Raw genomic sequence first — 13,696 nt, forward strand, 5'->3', positions numbered from 1 at the left:
GATCAGCCCTCCTTCACGGGAGCAGGCGCCGACTGACCACTGTCTTTCAAGGCCTTGGTCACTTCCGGCGGCATGTATTTTTCGTCGTGCTTGGCCAGCACTTCGTCGGCCACCACCACGCCATCGGCATTGAGCTTGCCCAGGGCGACGATGCCCTGCCCTTCACGGAACAGGTCCGGGAGGATGCCGCGATAAGTGATGGTCACGGTCTTGTTGAAGTCGGTGACGTTGAACTTCACGTCCAGCGAATCCCCGGAACGTACCAGCGAACCCTTCTCCACCATGCCGCCAGCCCGGATGCGGGTGTCCTTGGGCGCTTCGCCATTGGCGATCTGGGTCGGGGTGTAGAACAGATTGATGTTCTGCTGCAGGGCGCTCAAGGCCAGGCCGACCGCGGCACCGACACCCACCAGGATCGCCAGGATGATGACAAGACGTTTTTTGCGCAGCGGATTCACTGACCGTTCTCCCGGCGCAGACGACGCGCCTCTTGTTGCAGATACCGCTTGCGGGCCAGGAGCGGCACCGCCACGTTGAGGGCCAGTACCGCCAGGCAGATGCCGTAGGCGGACCAGACATACAGGCCATGATGGCCCATGGCGAGGAAATCGCCGAATGAAGCGAAACTCATCGAGCGGCCTCCAGGCTGTTCTGTACTTCGGCCTTCACCCAACTGGCCCGGGCTTCGCGCTTGAGCACTTCCAGGCGCATGCGCAGCAATAGCACCGCGCCGAAGAAACAGTAGAAACCCAGCACCGTCAGCAGCAGCGGCAGCCACATCTCCACCGGCATCGCCGGCTTCTCGGTGAGGGTGAACGTCGCGCCCTGATGCAGGGTGTTCCACCACTCCACCGAATACTTGATGATCGGGATGTTGATCACACCGACAATCGCCAGCACCGCGCAGGCCTTGGCCGCACTCTCACGATTGCTGATGGCGTTGCTCAACGCAATAAGACCGAAGTACAGGAACAGCAGGATCAGCATCGACGTCAGTCGGGCATCCCAGACCCACCACGACCCCCAGGTCGGTTTGCCCCAGATCGCTCCGGTGACCAGCGCCACAGCGGTCATCCAGGCACCGATAGGCGCGGCGCATTGCAAGGCAACGTCGGCCAGCTTCATCTTCCAGACCAGCCCGACCACACCGCATACCGCCAGCATGACGTAGATCGACTGGGCGAGCATCGCTGTCGGCACATGGATGTAGATGATCCGGAAGCTGTTGCCCTGTTGATAATCCGGCGGCGCGAACGCCAGGCCCCAGACCACGCCGATGCCAATCAGCAGCAGTGCGGCAATGCTCAGCCAGGGCAACAATTTGCCGCTGATGCCGTAGAACCATTTGGGTGAGCCGAGCTTATGAAACCAGGTCCAGTTCATTGCTGTTTCCATCACGGTTGCGGCGCGCTGTCACGTGCCGCCGGGTCTGCCTTAACTTCACAGGAAGTGGTCATTTTTTGACCAGGCCTCATTATTATTCGCCGACGCTGATCTTCAGGCCAGCGGCTATTGCAAAGGGTGTCAGGGTTATCGCCAGGGCGGTCAGGCTCCCAAGCCAGAGCAGATAACCGGTCGCCGGCATGCCTTGCAAGGAGGCTTGCAAGGCGCCACTGCCGAGGATCAACACCGGGATATACAGCGGCAGGATCAGCAATGCCAGCAACAGGCCGCCGCGTTTCAAGCCCACCGTCAAGGCCGCGCCCACCGCACCGAGCAGGCTCAGCACCGGTGTACCCAGCAGCAGCGAGACCAGCAGCACCGGCATGCACGCGGCGGGTAACCCCAGCATCATCGCCAGCAGTGGCGAGAGCAATACCAGCGCCAGACCGGAAAAAACCCAGTGTGCCAGTACCTTGGCCAAAACCAGAAGGGCCAAGGGGTGCGACGAAAGGACCCACTGTTCCAGGGAACCGTCTTCGAAATCACTGCGGAAAAGCCCGTCCAGCGAGAGCAGGACCGACAAAAGCGCCGCCACCCAGACCAGCCCCGGCGACAAGGTTTGCAACAATTGAGTCTCCGGGCCGACTGCCAACGGGAACAACGCAATGACGATCGCGAAGAACACCAGTGGGTTGGCCAGTTCGGCCGGACGGCGGAACAACAGGCGCGCTTCGCGGGCAAGCAACAGGCCAAACACACTCATACGGCCCAGTTCCCCAGATCAATGTTGCGATAACCCGACGGCATCCGGGCCAGCGTGTGGTGGGTGGTCAACAGCACCGTGCCACCGCTCTCGCAATGCCGGGCCAGGTGTTCCTCGAGCTGCGCCACGCCCTGCTTGTCCAGGGCGGTGAACGGTTCGTCGAGAATCCACAGCGGCGGGCTGTCCAGGTACAACCGGGCCAGGGCCACGCGGCGCTGCTGACCAGCGGACAAGGTATGGCATGGCACATCTTCGAAGCCGCGCAACCCTACCATGGCCAACGCCTGCCAGATCGCCTCACGACCAGCGGGCCGATGCAGCGCACAAAGCCAGCTGAGGTTTTCTTCGGGAGTCAGCAGATCCTTGATCCCGGCGGCGTGGCCGATCCAGAGCAGGTTGCGGGCCAGTTCGCTGCGCTGCGCCTGCAAGGGCTGGCCATTGAGCAACACCTGGCCCGCGGTCGGCTGCATCAACCCCGCCAGCAGGCGCAACAGGCTGGTCTTGCCGCTGCCGTTGGGGCCACTGACTTGCACCATATCGCCTGGCGAGAGTCTCAATTCGAGGTGTTCGAAAAGCAGCCGCAGGTCTCGCTCACAGGCGAGGCCGACGGTTTGCAAGAGAGGACTGGTCAAGGGATCGCGAGCCTTATACGGTTTAAGTCGGCGGTGCAGCGGCCGTTAAAGAGATGCAGCATAGATGCATTGACGGCCCGTTCCACAGAGCTGCGTCAAACAATTGCAAGGTTTTCGCCACTCCCTGAAAGACGGGCGGCATTATACATGCCATGCCCCCAGGGAGCGTTCTCAATTAGTTTCCAGGGTAAGACCGCAAATGACAGGCGACATGAACATCCAGCCGCTGCCCCAGCCCACGGCAACGACACGTACGCCGGCGGTCGGTGGCGAGTTGCTCAAACTGCTGACGCCGGTCGAAGGCTTGATCGGTGCCGGCCAGACGGCCAGTGCCGAGGTGTTGTCGCTCAAGCAGGCAGACCAGACTTTCCAGCTATTGCTCAAGGTCACCCTGGAAAGCGGTCGTCAGACTACGGTGCAGGCCACCAGCAACCAGCCGTTGCCACAGGGCACCAGCCTGGCAGTGACCCAGCCGTCCGCCAGTAACCTGGCGATTACTGTACAACAGGCCGTTGCCTCCAGCATTGCGACCCTGACTCGTATCGACACCACGCAGTTGCCGGTCGGTACCCTGTTACAAGGCAAGGTGATTACCAGCCAGGCGTTGCCCCAGCTGCCGGGACAACCAGCGGTGTATCGGTCGCTGGTGAGTTTGCTCAATACCGCCCAGGCCGGCAGCACCCTGGACATCGACAGCCCTCAGCCGCTGCGTATCGGCACGCTGTTGAGCGCCCAGGTACAGGATGCCCAGACGTTGAAGTTCATTCCGCTGAGCAACCGCCAGGAACAATTGGCGGTGAGCCAGCAACTGGTGACCCAGGTGAGTCGTCAGGGTTCGCTGGACAGTCTGATCAGCGCCCTGCAGGAACTGCCCGCGACGGATGAGACCGGTGTCGAACTGCGCGCCGCGGTGACACGTCTGCTGGCCGGCCTGCCGGATGTGCAGCAATTGAGCACGCCCAAGGGCCTGGCCCAGGCCCTGGCCGCCAGCGGGGTATTCCTGGAAAGCAAACTGCTGGCCGGACAACCACCGAGCCTGGCAGCGGACCTCAAGGGTGATCTGCTGAAGCTGATCGCCCAACTGACAACGACGCTGCCCGCCTCCACCAATCTCGGCGCAGTCATCGCCGCCAACACCCTGGCCCAGGCCCTGCCCAGCTTCGTACGCAACGCCTTGGGCACGCTCGGCCAGGTCAGCGCGAAGCCACAACCCACCGGCTTCCCCCTACCCTCTCGCCTACTCAAGGGCCAGGACGACGAAGGCGACCTCGAACACCTGCTGCGCCTCGCCGCTGCCGCTGTGTCGCGCCTGCAAAGCCATCAGCTGTCGAGCCTGGAGCAGACCGGCCTGACCGACGATGGCCGGCTGATGAGCACCTGGCAACTGGAAATCCCGATGCGCAACCTGCAGGACATCGTGCCATTGCAGGTCAAATTCCAACGCGAGGAAACCCCACCTCGGGAACAACCCGACGAGCGCAGGGAGGAACGTGAGGCCAAGCAGCAGCTCTGGCGGGTCGAGTTGGCATTCGACGTGGAGCCGTTGGGGCCTCTGCAGGTCCAGGCGCAATTGCTCAGTGGCAGCTTGTCCAGCCAGTTGTGGGCGGAACGGCCCTACACGGCGAACCTCATCGAACGCAACCTGGCCGCACTGCGTGAGCGCCTGGTGACCTGCGGCCTGAACGTCGCAGACCTGGACTGCCACGTCGGCACTCCGCCCCAAGGCCCCAAGACCCGACTCGAACAACGCTGGGTGGACGAAACCGCATGACAACCCACACCGAACCGCGCCAGGCCATCGCCCTCAAATATGACGGCCACCACGCCCCGACCCTCACCGCCAAGGGCGACGAAGCCCTGGCCGAGGAGATCCTGCGGATCGCCCGGGACAGTGAAGTGCCGATCTATGAGAATGCCGAGCTGGTGAAGCTCCTGGCCCGGCTGGAACTGGGGGAGAGTATTCCGCAGGAGTTGTATCTCACCATCGCCGAGATCATTGCGTTTGCGTGGAACCTCAAGGGTAAGTTTCCCAAGGGGTTCGACCCGCATGCCCCGAGTGTCGAGAAGGATGTGACGGAGCGCGGGGAGGATTACTGAGTCACGCCACATGGCTGCAGCGAAGAAGCCTGTGGGAGCAAAGCTTGCTCGCGATAGGGGCACCGCCAGTCGAGAATGCCATTGACTGTCCTACCGCTATCGCGAGCAAGCTTTGCTCCCACAGGTTCCAGGGCGTTTGATCCTTGACTGGAAGCGATCCTCAGCCCCTGTGCAACTTGCTCATCAACTCCGCCTCGGCCTGGGTCAAGCCACAGGCCTGGGTCAGTTCGTCGACACTGGCGCCCATGCCCACCAGCCTTGCGGCCTGGGCAAAGGACAAGCTCGAGGGGTCGCGCTGTTCCAGTTGGGCCAGTTTGTCCGGTAACGGGCCGACCACGGCGCGCAGCTCATGGATGGCTTCACCCATGCGCACGGTACCGTTCTGGTAATCGTCGACACGCTTGGCCAGGTCCCTGATGCGCTGATCACGCAGCGCATCGCCCTGAGCCTGTTGAGCGGCAATCTGCCGCTGGTCGCGTATATACGCCAGGAACATCGCCAACGTGCCTGCCCAGAAAAGGAACAGGACAACGACTGCTACCTCAAGAATCAATCAGATACTCTCCAGTTCCGACCACTCTTCTTCGCTCATCATTTTTTCCAGCTCGACCAGAATCAGCAACTCGTTGTTCTTGTTGCAGACGCCCTGGATGAACTTGGCCGACTCTTCGTTACCGACGTTAGGCGCGGTTTCGATTTCCGACTGACGCAAGTAAACCACTTCGGCCACGCTGTCGACCAGGATACCGACCACTTGCTTGTCGGCCTCGATGATCACGATACGGGTGTTGTCGTTGACCTCGGTGGAATTCAGGCCAAAACGCTGGCGGGTGTCGATCACCGTGACCACGTTGCCCCGCAGGTTGATGATCCCCAGCACGTAGCTTGGCGCACCCGGAACCGGAGCGATCTCGGTGTAGCGCAGCACTTCCTGCACGCGCATCACGTTGATGCCGTAGGTTTCGTTATCGAGTTTGAAGGTGACCCATTGCAGGATCGGATCTTCGGAACCCTTGAGAGACGACGCCTTATCATTCATACCCTGACCCCTCGAAAAACCGCCTGTGGCGGTGTGTTCTGCGCCGTGACGCTGTGCGCCACCGGCTGTGTTATTTCGGTTTCTGGACCGGCTTGGTGCCGCCCAGGTGTTTTGCCCCGCCGCTGGCGATCAGTTCGGCCAGCTCGGAAACGTCCAGCAAGGCGCACATGTGCTCGATCACCGTACCCGCCAGCCATGGCCGTTGCCCTCGATGGCTGCGCCACTTGATCTCGTTCGGGTCCAGACGCAGCGAACGGCTGACCTGGTGCACCGCCAATCCCCACTCGTAACCCTGGACCGAAATCACGTATTGCAGGCCCTGGCGAAAATCATCGCGATAACGGTCCGGCATCACCCAGCGCGCCGTATCCAGTACCTTCAGGTTGCCGGCCTGGCTCGGCAGGATTCCAAGGAACCAATCCGGCTGGCCAAACAACGGCGTCAATTCGTGCCCCGCCAGGGAGTAAATCGATCCCAGGCATACCAGCGGCACCGCCAGGGTCAACCCGGCCACATCGAACAACAGGCACTCGAACGGCTCGGCGGCCCAGGCCGGACGGTCGTCCGTCTCTACCGGCGGCGGGGTATTGCTCGGTGGCAGATGGACTTCCACCACCGGCGTCACCAGGCCCTGCAACAACGGTGCAACGGTGGAAACCGCAGCGAGCACCGGCGCAGGCGCCTCCATGACTTTCACCGATGGCCTGGCGACCGGCGCCTCCACCGCTGCGGCAACCACGGGTTTGCGTGCATCACGGGCCTGCTCCTCGAGCACGGCTGCCTGAAACTCATCCAGCACACCTTCGGCTTCGACGGGCGCGGGCAAAGCCTCGGGCACGCTCGGTTCCGGTGGCAATTCTTCGGTCGCTTCCTGCAACAGCCCGTCCAGGTAGGACTGCAGGGCCATTTGCGGACGCGAGGTTGTCTTGATCGGGCGGTTCATGAAAACAGTGCACCGCATATGAACGTTATCGGCATGAATGCCATCAGACTTGAGCCTGCAGAGCTTTTAGACGCGTTCAATCAGGCCACCTGCTGAGGAACAAGCTGCTGGGCCAGCAGGTGCTTGAGCAAAGCCCGGTAAGCCAGCACGCCACGGCTTTTGCCATCGAACTGGGAAGGGGTTACGCCAGCGCGGCTGGCATCGCGCAAGCGCGTGTCGACCGGGATGTAGCCTTGCCAGATGTCATCCGGGTACATGTCCCGCAACACCCGCAGGGTCCCCATGGACGCCTGGGTACGGCGGTCGAACAGGGTCGGCACGATATTGAACGCCAGCGACTGCTTGCGTGAGCGGTTGACCATCGCCAGGGTGTTGACCATCCGCTCCAGCCCCTTGACCGCCAGGTGCTCGGTCTGCACCGGGATCACCAGTTGCTGGCTGGCCGCCAAGGCATTGACCATCAACAAACCCAGCAGGGGTGGACTGTCGATGATCGCGTAATCGAAATCCTGCCACAGTTGCGCCAGACTCTTGGCGATCACCAGGCCCAACCCGCCCTGTCCCGGCGACTGCCGCTCCAGGGTGGCCAGCGCGGTGCTCGACGGCAACAGGGAAATCCGCTCGTCGCTGGTGGACAGCAGCAACTGCCCCGGCAAGCCTTCAGGCACACTGCCCCGGTGCAGGAACAGGTCGTAGTTGCTGTGCTCCAGGCTATCGGGATCGTAGCCAAAATAGCTGGTCATCGAGCCATGGGGGTCCAGGTCGACAATGACCACACGCTTGCCCGCCTCGGCCAGTAATCCGGCTAAAGCGATGGAAGAAGTGGTTTTACCCACGCCACCTTTTTGATTGGCAACTGCCCAGACTCTCATTCAGATCGTTCCTCCCGGCCGAAACAGGTCCGGCCGAGAAATAGCTCGGTTATAAAGCGGGTGACGGAGAATTGACGGCGCTCTGTCTTCCCGGTGTCTTGACCGGGGTCGGTGCAGTTTGTGTGCCAGCCCGCTTCAATGCAGCGTCCGGTGTTGCGTTGGCCGTACCGGTACCGGTCAGGCTGCGGCGTACATCAAGGTTGCGCGACACCACCAGCACCACGCGCCGATTTTTCGCCCGCCCTTCGACGGTGGCGTTATTGGCCACCGGCTGAAACTCGCCATACCCCACCGACGCCAGGCGACCGGGGTTCACACCCTGCATGGCAAGCATGCGGACGATGCTCGCCGAACGCGCCGAAGACAGCTCCCAGTTGGTCGGGTACTGCGCGGTGCGGATCGGCTGGTCATCCGTGAACCCTTCCACATGGATCGGGTTGTCGAACGGTTTCAGGATCGTCGCCACCTTGTCGATGATGTGGAACGCCATGTCGCTGGGCATGGCGTCGCCACTGCCGAACAAGAGGCTGGAGTTGAGTTCGATCTCCACCCACAGCTCGTTGCCGCGCACGGTCATCTGGTTGGAGCTGATCAGGTCGCCGAATGCCGCGCTGATGTCGTCGGCGATGCTTTTCAACGGATCACTGCCACCGGCAATGCCAGCATCGACCTGTTCGGCGTCGCGGACCAACGGCTTGGCCGGCGTGGTCGTCTTGGGCCGCTCGTCGCCAATGGGAATCGGCTTGAGCGCGCGGTCCGAGTCGGTGAAGACGCCGATCAGCGCTTCGGAGATGACCTTGTATTTGCCCTCGTTGACCGAGGAAATCGAATACATGACCACGAAAAAGGCGAACAGCAACGTGATGAAGTCGGCGTAGGACACCAGCCAACGCTCATGGTTGACGTGCTCTTCATGATTCCGGCGACGCGCCATGGTCCATTACTCCCATTAATCCATGAAGCCCTGGAGCTTCAATTCAATGGAGCGCGGATTCTCACCTTCGGCGATCGACAGGATTCCTTCCAGCAACATTTCGCGATAACGCGACTGGCGCAAGGCAATGGATTTGAGTTTGGCGGCGATCGGCAACAACACCAGGTTGGCACTGGCCACGCCATAGATGGTGGCGACGAACGCCACGGCAATGCCGCTACCCAACTGCGAGGGGTCGGCCAGGTTGCCCATGACGTGGATCAGACCCATTACCGCACCAATGATGCCGATAGTTGGTGCATAGCCGCCCATGCTTTCGAAAACCTTGGCCGCTTCGATATCGCGGCTTTCCTGGGTATAGAAATCCACTTCCAGGATGCTGCGGATGGCTTCCGGCTCGGCACCGTCCACCAGTAACTGCAGACCTTTTCGCGAATAGTTGTCAGGTTCGGCATCGGCCACACCTTCCAGACCGAGCAAGCCTTCCTTGCGGGCGGTCAGGCTCCAGTTCACGACGCGATCGATACCGCCGGCCAGGTCGACCCGCGGTGGAAACAGAATCCAGACCAGCACCTGCATAGCGCGCTTGAACGCACTCATCGGCGACTGCAGCAGCGCGGCGCCGATGGTGCCACCGAGCACGATCAGCGCCGCCGGGCCATTGGCCAGGGCGCCGAGATGACCGCCTTCCAGATAGTTGCCACCAATGATGGCGACGAACGCCATGATGATGCCGATCAGGCTGAGGACATCCATTACAGGCACGCCTCGACCAGGTATTTACCGATGTCGTCCAACCCGTACACCGCGTCGGCCAGGTCCGCTTTGACAATCGCCATCGGCATGCCATAGATCACGCAACTGGCTTCGTCCTGGGCCCAGATCGCACTGCCACCCTGCTTGAGCAGGCGGGCACCTTCGCGACCATCGGCCCCCATGCCGGTCAGCACCACCGCCAGAACTTTGTCACCGTAGGATTTGGCTGCGGAACCGAAGGTAATGTCTACACAGGGCTTGTAGTTCAGGCGCTCGTCGCCCGGGAGGATTTTCACCGCGCCGCGACCGTCGACCATCATCTGCTTGCCACCCGGGGCCAGCAGCGCCAGGCCCGGCCGCAGGATATCGCCGTCCTCGGCCTCCTTGACGCTGATGCGACACAACTTGTCCAGGCGTTCGGCGAACGCCTTGGTAAAGGCCGCGGGCATGTGCTGGATCAACACAATGGGAGCCGGGAAGTTGGCTGGCAACTGGGTCAGCACCCGCTGCAGCGCCACCGGCCCACCGGTGGACGTGCCGATGGCAACCAGCTTGTAGGCCTTGCGCTTGGGTGCCGGCGACGACGCGCTGGCCGGGGCCGAACGTGCGGGCGCAGGGGTCGGGGCACTGCGTACCGGGGGCGGATTGAAACTGCCCGACGATGGCGCAGGACTCGGTGCAGCCACAGGCGCAGGGGCCGCCGGGGTGTAGGCACTCACGCGGCGGTTGCTGCGGGAAATGCTGTGGACCTTCTCGCACAGCAACTGCCGAACCTTGTCGGGGTTGCGCGAGATGTCTTCGAAGTTCTTCGGCAGGAAATCCACCGCACCGGCGTCCAGCGCGTCGAGGGTGACACGAGCGCCTTCGTGGGTCAGGGACGAGAACATCAATACCGGAGTCGGGCAGCGCTGCATGATATGCCGCACCGCCGTGATGCCATCCATCATTGGCATCTCATAGTCCATGGTGATCACGTCCGGCTTGAGTGCCAGGGCCTGATCGATTGCCTCTTTACCATTAGTTGCGGTACCGACGACCTGAATCGTCGTGTCCGCCGAGAGAATTTCCGAGACGCGGCGGCGGAAGAACCCCGAATCGTCCACCACCAGGACTTTAACTACCATAAACACTCCGTTAGACGAGGCGTGGCGCCAGGCCACGCCCCTCCAGAATCAAATACGCCGCGCGGCGTAACGCTTGAGCATGCTCGGTACATCGAGGATCAGCGCGATGCGGCCGTCGCCGGTGATGGTGGCGCCGGACATGCCCGGGGTGCCCTGGAGCATCTTGCCCAACGGCTTGATGACCACTTCTTCCTGGCCGACGAGCTGGTCGACGACGAAGCCGATCCGCTGGGTGCCCACCGAAAGGATCACCACGTGGCCCTCGCCCTGCTCCACATGCGCCGCGGAGCTGACCAGCCAACGCTTGAGGTAGAACAACGGCAGTGCCTTGTCCCGCACGATCACCACTTCCTGGCCGTCCACCACGTTGGTGCGCGACAGGTCGAGGTGGAAGATCTCGTTGACGTTGACCAGCGGGAAAGCGAACGCCTGGTTGCCCAGCATCACCATCAGGGTCGGCATGATCGCCAGGGTCAGCGGGACCTTGATGAGGATCTTCGAGCCCGAGCCTTTGACCGAGTGGATGTTGATCGAACCGTTGAGCTGGGAAATCTTGGTTTTCACCACGTCCATCCCCACGCCACGACCCGACACGTCGGAAATCTCGGTCTTGGTCGAAAAGCCAGGGGCGAAGATCAGGTTGTAGCACTCGGTGTCGCTCAGGCGGTCGGCGGCGTCCTTGTCCATCACGCCGCGTTTGACGGCGATGGCACGCAGCACTTCGGGGTCCATGCCTTTGCCGTCGTCGGAGATCGACAGCAGGATGTGGTCACCCTCCTGCTCGGCGGCCAGGATCACCTTGCCGCTGCGGACCTTGCCCGCGGCTTCGCGTTCTTCCGGCGACTCGATGCCATGGTCGACCGCGTTGCGCACCAAGTGGACCAGCGGGTCGGCCAGGGCCTCGACAAGGTTTTTGTCGAGGTCGGTTTCTTCACCCACCAGTTCCAGGTTGATTTCTTTCTTGAGCTGGCGAGCCAGGTCACGTACCAGGCGCGGGAAGCGCCCGAAGACTTTCTTGATCGGCTGCATCCGGGTCTTCATGACCGCGGTCTGCAGATCGGCCGTAACCACGTCGAGGTTCGACACGGCCTTGGACATGGCTTCGTCCTGGCTGTTGAGGCCCAGGCGCACCAGACGGTTACGCACCAACACCAGCTCGCCGACCATGTTCATGATCTCGTCCAGGCGCGCGGTGTCGACCCGAACGGTGGTCTCGGCTTCACTGGTCGGTTTTTCCGCCGGTGCAGACGCGGCCGGTGCACGGGCTGGCGCAGGCGCAGCGGCGGCGGCAGGCTTCGGCGCGGGGGCCGGCGTCTCGGCCTTGGGTTCAGGTGCCTTGGCGGCTGGTTTTGGCGCGGCCTTGGCGGCCGGTGCGGCAGCTGGCGCAGCAGAGCCCGTGCCGACTTCGCTGAACTTGCCTTTGCCGTGCAGATCGTCGAGCAGGGATTCGAATTCCTGGTCGGTGATCAGGTCGCTACCGGCCGCTGCGGCGGCTGGCTTGCTCGGGGCCGGCGTGGAGGCAATGGCCGACTCCAGTGCATCAACGGCAAAAGTACCCTTGCCATGCAACTGATCGAGCAAGGCTTCGAATTCATCGTCGGTGATGTCGGAACTGTCGCCTGCGGTTTTCGGCGCGGCTGGGGTTGGGGCCGCCGGCGGGACAACCGCATCGACGGCGAACTGGCCCTTGCCGTGCAGCTGATCGAGCAGCGATTCGAACTCCGCATCGGTGATTTCATCGCTGGCCGCGCCGGTATCGGCGGGCGCAGTCGCTACCGGAGCCTTGGCCTGGGCCTGGGCTTCGGCCTTGACGGCACTCAGGGAGTCCAGCAACTGTTCGAATTCGTTATCGGTAATATCGCCCGATTCCTCGGCGACTGGCTCCTCGACAGCAGGTTCTTCGACCATGGTCTCGACCGGAGCGGCTTCGTCAGCCGATTGCGGCTCGGCCAGGCGCGACAGCGCGGCGAGCAACTCAGGCGTGGCGGCGGTGATCGGCGAACGGTCACGCACCTCGCTGAACATGCTGTTGACCGCGTCCAGCGCTTCGAGCACCACGTCCATCAACTCCGAATCCACGCGACGCTCACCCTTGCGCAGGATGTCGAACACGTTCTCGGCAATGTGGCAGCACTCCACCAGCTCGTTGAGCTGAAGGAAGCCGGCGCCTCCTTTTACAGTGTGGAAACCGCGAAAGATTGCATTGAGCAGATCCGCATCATCCGGTCGGCTTTCCAGCTCGACCAATTGTTCGGAGAGTTGCTCTAGAATCTCGCCGGCCTCAACCAGGAAATCCTGAAGGATCTCTTCATCGGCGCCGAAGCTCATTAATGGGGTGCTCCTAAAACAGGGCTAAAATCCAAGGCTGGACAGCAAATCGTCCACATCGTCCTGACCGGACATAACGTCTTCTCTTTTATCGGCATGAATTTGCGGACCTTCACCCTGAGAGAGATGTTTTTGTGGATCTTTTTCAGCAAGCATCGCTTCACGGTCGTGCTCGATGCCCGCAAAGCGGTCGACCTGGCTGGCCATCAACACCAATTTGAGCAAATTGCTTTCGACTTCGGTGACCAATTGGGTAACGCGCTTGATCACCTGGCCGGTCAGGTCCTGATAGTCCTGGGCCAGCAGAATATCGTTGAGGTTGCTCGCGACCGCGCGGTTATCCGCGCTGCTGCGTGTCAGAAAACCGTCAACCCGACGAGCCAGGTCGCGGAATTCTTCCGCACCGACTTCTCGACGCATGAAACGGCCCCAGTCGGCGCTCAAGGCCTGGGCTTCATCGCCAAGGCCATTGACCAGCGGCGTGGCGCTTTCCACCAGGTCCATGGTGCGGTTGGCGGCGGCCTCGGTCAGCTTGACCACGTAGGACAGCCGCTCGGTCGCGTCAGTGATCTGCGAGACCTCCTCGGCCTGGGGCATGTTCGGATCGATCTGGAAATTGACGATCGCGCTGTGCAATTCACGGGTGAGCTTGCCGACTTCCTGGTACAGACCACGATCCCGGGTCTGATTGAGCTCGTGGATCATCTGGACAGCATCGCCGAAACGACCTTTTTCAAGGCTGTCGACCAGTTCGCGGGCATGTTTTTTAAGGGTCGATTCGAAATCGCCCATTGAAGCTTCGTTATTCTCCATAGCTCCCCCGTG

General features: G+C 61.9%; 16 protein-coding genes. 2 read left to right on the forward strand and 14 right to left on the reverse strand.

Translation table 11 applies throughout. The annotated features are described in order from the left end of the window. Nucleotides 1-2: 2 nt before the first annotated feature. The 5 genes from ccmE to ccmA form a co-directional block, all read right to left on the reverse strand. Nucleotides 3-458 carry a cytochrome c maturation protein CcmE gene (gene ccmE / locus CGA22_RS03680; RefSeq protein WP_024778689.1) on the reverse strand — a complete coding sequence of 152 codons (456 nt, stop codon included), beginning with the start codon at nt 456-458 and terminating at the stop codon, nt 3-5. Beyond that, the gene (gene ccmD / locus CGA22_RS03685; RefSeq protein WP_041022228.1) at nt 455-631 is read right to left on the reverse strand and encodes a heme exporter protein CcmD; all 177 of its coding nucleotides are present in this window, start codon (nt 629-631) and stop codon (nt 455-457) included. The genes ccmE and ccmD overlap by 4 nt, the downstream gene beginning before the upstream one ends. Continuing rightward, complete coding sequence (locus CGA22_RS03690) at nt 628-1,383, reverse strand: heme ABC transporter permease (protein ID WP_041022227.1); 756 nt, start codon at nt 1,381-1,383, stop codon at nt 628-630. The genes ccmD and CGA22_RS03690 overlap by 4 nt, the downstream gene beginning before the upstream one ends. A 94-nt stretch (nt 1,384-1,477) precedes the next feature. Beyond that, nucleotides 1,478-2,146 carry a heme exporter protein CcmB gene (ccmB, locus tag CGA22_RS03695; RefSeq protein ID WP_041022226.1) on the reverse strand — a complete coding sequence of 223 codons (669 nt, stop codon included), beginning with the start codon at nt 2,144-2,146 and terminating at the stop codon, nt 1,478-1,480. Next, the gene (gene ccmA / locus CGA22_RS03700; RefSeq protein WP_041022225.1) at nt 2,143-2,778 is read right to left on the reverse strand and encodes a cytochrome c biogenesis heme-transporting ATPase CcmA; all 636 of its coding nucleotides are present in this window, start codon (nt 2,776-2,778) and stop codon (nt 2,143-2,145) included. Before ccmA ends, ccmB begins: the two co-directional genes overlap by 4 nt. A gap of 199 nt (nt 2,779-2,977) precedes the next feature. Between ccmA and CGA22_RS03705 the strand changes: the two genes are divergently transcribed. Both CGA22_RS03705 and CGA22_RS03710 read left to right on the forward strand, forming a co-directional pair. Continuing rightward, nucleotides 2,978-4,549: a flagellar hook-length control protein FliK gene (locus tag CGA22_RS03705; protein WP_041022224.1), complete on the forward strand. Its 1,572-nt coding sequence runs from the start codon at nt 2,978-2,980 to the stop codon at nt 4,547-4,549. Next, nucleotides 4,546-4,875 carry an EscU/YscU/HrcU family type III secretion system export apparatus switch protein gene (locus CGA22_RS03710; RefSeq protein WP_041022223.1) on the forward strand — a complete coding sequence of 110 codons (330 nt, stop codon included), beginning with the start codon at nt 4,546-4,548 and terminating at the stop codon, nt 4,873-4,875. Before CGA22_RS03705 ends, CGA22_RS03710 begins: the two co-directional genes overlap by 4 nt. 160 nt (nt 4,876-5,035) lie before the next feature. On the opposite strand, the gene CGA22_RS03715 is transcribed toward CGA22_RS03710, so the two are convergent. From CGA22_RS03715 to CGA22_RS03755, 9 genes are all read right to left on the reverse strand, one after another. Then, on the reverse strand, nt 5,036-5,428 hold the full coding sequence (locus tag CGA22_RS03715) for a DUF2802 domain-containing protein (RefSeq protein WP_041022222.1): 393 nt from the start codon (nt 5,426-5,428) through the stop codon (nt 5,036-5,038). Further along, nucleotides 5,429-5,914: a chemotaxis protein CheW gene (locus CGA22_RS03720; RefSeq protein ID WP_024778681.1), complete on the reverse strand. Its 486-nt coding sequence runs from the start codon at nt 5,912-5,914 to the stop codon at nt 5,429-5,431. Nucleotides 5,915-5,984: 70 nt separating this feature from the next. Then, nucleotides 5,985-6,857, reverse strand: a complete 873-nt coding sequence (locus CGA22_RS03725; RefSeq protein WP_041022221.1) for a CheW domain-containing protein — start codon at nt 6,855-6,857, stop codon at nt 5,985-5,987. Nucleotides 6,858-6,937: 80 nt separating this feature from the next. Continuing rightward, nucleotides 6,938-7,729 carry a ParA family protein gene (locus CGA22_RS03730; protein ID WP_041022220.1) on the reverse strand — a complete coding sequence of 264 codons (792 nt, stop codon included), beginning with the start codon at nt 7,727-7,729 and terminating at the stop codon, nt 6,938-6,940. A gap of 49 nt (nt 7,730-7,778) precedes the next feature. Next, on the reverse strand, nt 7,779-8,663 hold the full coding sequence (gene motD / locus CGA22_RS03735; protein ID WP_041022219.1) for a flagellar motor protein MotD: 885 nt from the start codon (nt 8,661-8,663) through the stop codon (nt 7,779-7,781). Nucleotides 8,664-8,678: 15 nt separating this feature from the next. After that, nucleotides 8,679-9,419: a flagellar motor protein gene (locus CGA22_RS03740; RefSeq protein WP_041022218.1), complete on the reverse strand. Its 741-nt coding sequence runs from the start codon at nt 9,417-9,419 to the stop codon at nt 8,679-8,681. After that, nucleotides 9,419-10,543, reverse strand: a complete 1,125-nt coding sequence (locus tag CGA22_RS03745) for a chemotaxis response regulator protein-glutamate methylesterase (RefSeq protein ID WP_041022217.1) — start codon at nt 10,541-10,543, stop codon at nt 9,419-9,421. The genes CGA22_RS03740 and CGA22_RS03745 overlap by 1 nt, the downstream gene beginning before the upstream one ends. 48 nt (nt 10,544-10,591) lie before the next feature. Beyond that, entirely contained in the window at nt 10,592-12,871 is a 2,280-nt protein-coding gene (locus CGA22_RS03750) for a chemotaxis protein CheA (RefSeq protein WP_188258481.1), read from the reverse strand. A gap of 24 nt (nt 12,872-12,895) precedes the next feature. Next, nucleotides 12,896-13,684: a protein phosphatase CheZ gene (locus tag CGA22_RS03755; RefSeq protein WP_041023450.1), complete on the reverse strand. Its 789-nt coding sequence runs from the start codon at nt 13,682-13,684 to the stop codon at nt 12,896-12,898. Nucleotides 13,685-13,696 lie beyond the last annotated feature (12 nt).

It is taken from the genome of Pseudomonas sp. PSB18 (assembly GCF_014596565.1).
Taxonomy (GTDB): Bacteria; Pseudomonadota; Gammaproteobacteria; order Pseudomonadales; family Pseudomonadaceae; genus Aquipseudomonas.

Bases quoted from the DNA above. Each gene is read 5' to 3' on its own strand.
- CGA22_RS03750 (WP_188258481.1), bottom strand. From the start codon at position 12,871: ATGAGCTTCGGCGCCGATGAAGAGATCCTTCAGGATTTCCTGGTTGAG.
- CGA22_RS03740 (WP_041022218.1), bottom strand. From the start codon at position 9,419: ATGGATGTCCTCAGCCTGATCGGCATCATCATGGCGTTCGTCGCCATC.
- CGA22_RS03755 (WP_041023450.1), bottom strand. From the start codon at position 13,684: ATGGAGAATAACGAAGCTTCAATGGGCGATTTCGAATCGACCCTTAAA.
- CGA22_RS03745 (WP_041022217.1), bottom strand. From the start codon at position 10,543: ATGGTAGTTAAAGTCCTGGTGGTGGACGATTCGGGGTTCTTCCGCCGC.
- CGA22_RS03725 (WP_041022221.1), bottom strand. From the start codon at position 6,857: ATGAACCGCCCGATCAAGACAACCTCGCGTCCGCAAATGGCCCTGCAG.
- CGA22_RS03720 (WP_024778681.1), bottom strand. From the start codon at position 5,914: ATGAATGATAAGGCGTCGTCTCTCAAGGGTTCCGAAGATCCGATCCTG.
- CGA22_RS03705 (WP_041022224.1), top strand. From the start codon at position 2,978: ATGACAGGCGACATGAACATCCAGCCGCTGCCCCAGCCCACGGCAACG.
- ccmD (WP_041022228.1), bottom strand. From the start codon at position 631: ATGAGTTTCGCTTCATTCGGCGATTTCCTCGCCATGGGCCATCATGGC.
- CGA22_RS03710 (WP_041022223.1), top strand. From the start codon at position 4,546: ATGACAACCCACACCGAACCGCGCCAGGCCATCGCCCTCAAATATGAC.
- motD (WP_041022219.1), bottom strand. From the start codon at position 8,663: ATGGCGCGTCGCCGGAATCATGAAGAGCACGTCAACCATGAGCGTTGG.
- CGA22_RS03690 (WP_041022227.1), bottom strand. From the start codon at position 1,383: ATGAACTGGACCTGGTTTCATAAGCTCGGCTCACCCAAATGGTTCTAC.
- ccmB (WP_041022226.1), bottom strand. From the start codon at position 2,146: ATGAGTGTGTTTGGCCTGTTGCTTGCCCGCGAAGCGCGCCTGTTGTTC.
- CGA22_RS03730 (WP_041022220.1), bottom strand. From the start codon at position 7,729: ATGAGAGTCTGGGCAGTTGCCAATCAAAAAGGTGGCGTGGGTAAAACC.